Here is a 1,758-nt window from a genome sequence, read left to right as displayed (position 1 = left end):
CTCCGTGGGCGGGCCGTCGGCCGTTCGGGTCATACCGAGGGCGTCAGCAGGCCCTCCAGGAGCCCACGGAGCCGCGTCGTCCGCTCGGCGGCCCCCACGCCCGCCACGGCCTGCGCGAGCGCCTGGTCGACGCCGTGGACCACGGACAGATGGCGCTCGCCCCGGCTGAAGGCGGTGTACACCCAGGGCCGGTTCAGACCCTGCGCCGAGTCGCCGGGCAGCACCACGACGGCGGCCGGCCACCGCATCCCCGCCGCCTGGTGCGCGGTGAGCGCCCAGCCGTGCCGTACGACCGACTCGACCAGCTCCCTGGGCACCACCACGGGCACCCCGTCGCAGTCCAGCCGGAGCCCCTCCGCGTCCGCCGACACCACCGCGCCCGTCAGCGTCCGGCCCGGCGCGGGCACATAGGCGACCCGGTCGTCCGGGTCGAAACCGCCGAACCGGCCGGGACCGGGATTCAGCCGCTCCTTCAGCGCCACGTTCAGGGCACGCGTGCCCACCGCGCCGCCGTGCCCCACCGTGATCACCTGCGTCTGCCCGGACGGCACACCGATGGCGCGCGGCACCGAGTCGGCGACGAGCTGCACCGTACGGTGCACGGCCTCGCCCGCGTCGCGCACGGGCACGATCACGACCTCCTTGCCGGGCGCCTCGACCTGGTTCAACTCGCCGATACCGATGCCGGAGACCAGCTCGCCGAGCGGCCCGGGGTCGGGCGTCCGCGAGGCGATCTGCGGGCACACACGGGCGGCCAGCAGATCCGCGAAGACCCGCCCCGCACCCGCCGACCACAGCACCCCGGGGTCACCGCTGAGGACCAGCCGCGCGCCGTCGGGCAGCGACTCCACCAGCACCGTCGCCGTCTCCACGTCCAGCTGCGGCGCGTCCAGGACGACGAGGAGGTCGAGGTCCAGTGCGCCGTCGGCGTCCCGCCCCGGCCCCTCCGCGCCGGACAGCAGCCCCGCGACGGTCACGGCGCCCGCACCCAGCCGGCGCCGGCCGTTCTCGCCGTGCGCGGCCACGACCGGCCGCAGACCGAGCGTGCGCACCGCCTCGGCGAGAGCCACCGGCTCGGCGCGCGCGGCCTCACCGCCGGTGTGGACCACCAGGCCGTGCCCGGAGACCGCGCGGATCAGCTCGCCCGCCGACGGCGACGGCGCCTGCGCGGCGGCCTCGTCCCAGGACGCCTCCTGCGCGGTCTTCACCAGCCGGGCCAGGCCGTCGGCCAGGCTCTCCTCGGCGAGGGCGTACCGGTCGAGACCGAGCAGGACGGGCACGGCCGGACCGTCGGCGGCGCCCGCCGCGTCCTCGCCGTCCGCCGCCTCGCCCCCGGAGTCCGCGTCGGCGTCCTCGGCGCCGTCCTGGAACACCAGCACGGCCCCCTCGGCGATGGCGTGCCGGAGCGCCTCGTCGGGATCGGGCACCGACCGGTCCGACAGCGCGGCCCTCACCGCCGGGAACGCGAGCGCGGTGTGGCCCCGCACGGCGGCCTGCTCCAGCAGCCAGCCGACGAGAGCGGCGGCCCGCCGCTCGTCACCGGGACCGCAGCCGTCGCCGAGCAGCGCGCGGGCGAAACCGTCGGCCTGCTCGGGCCGGACACCGGGGACGGACAGCAGCAGCCACGGATCCTCGCGCAGGGCCTCACCGGCCTGCGCCCCGAGCGTGGCCGTGACCTGCGCGGCCAGCGTCCGGGGCGCGCCCCCCTCGGCGAGCACGGCCCCTACGGCCGCCACGGCCTCCGGAGCGGTCGCGGGG

1 protein-coding gene is annotated in these 1,758 nt (G+C 77.9%); it reads right to left on the bottom strand.

Translation table 11 applies throughout. The annotated features are described in order from the left end of the window. Window positions 1-29 precede the first annotated feature (29 nt). Window positions 30-1,758 (bottom strand): helix-hairpin-helix domain-containing protein (locus ACFUN8_RS37285; protein ID WP_383647872.1); only part of this gene is annotated, 1,729 nt, incomplete at its 5' end.

The sequence above is a fragment of the Streptomyces sp. NPDC057307 genome (assembly GCF_042667665.1).
In the GTDB taxonomy this organism is placed as follows: domain Bacteria; phylum Actinomycetota; class Actinomycetes; order Streptomycetales; family Streptomycetaceae; genus Streptomyces.
This window is presented reverse-complemented; position numbering and strand designations above follow the sequence as displayed.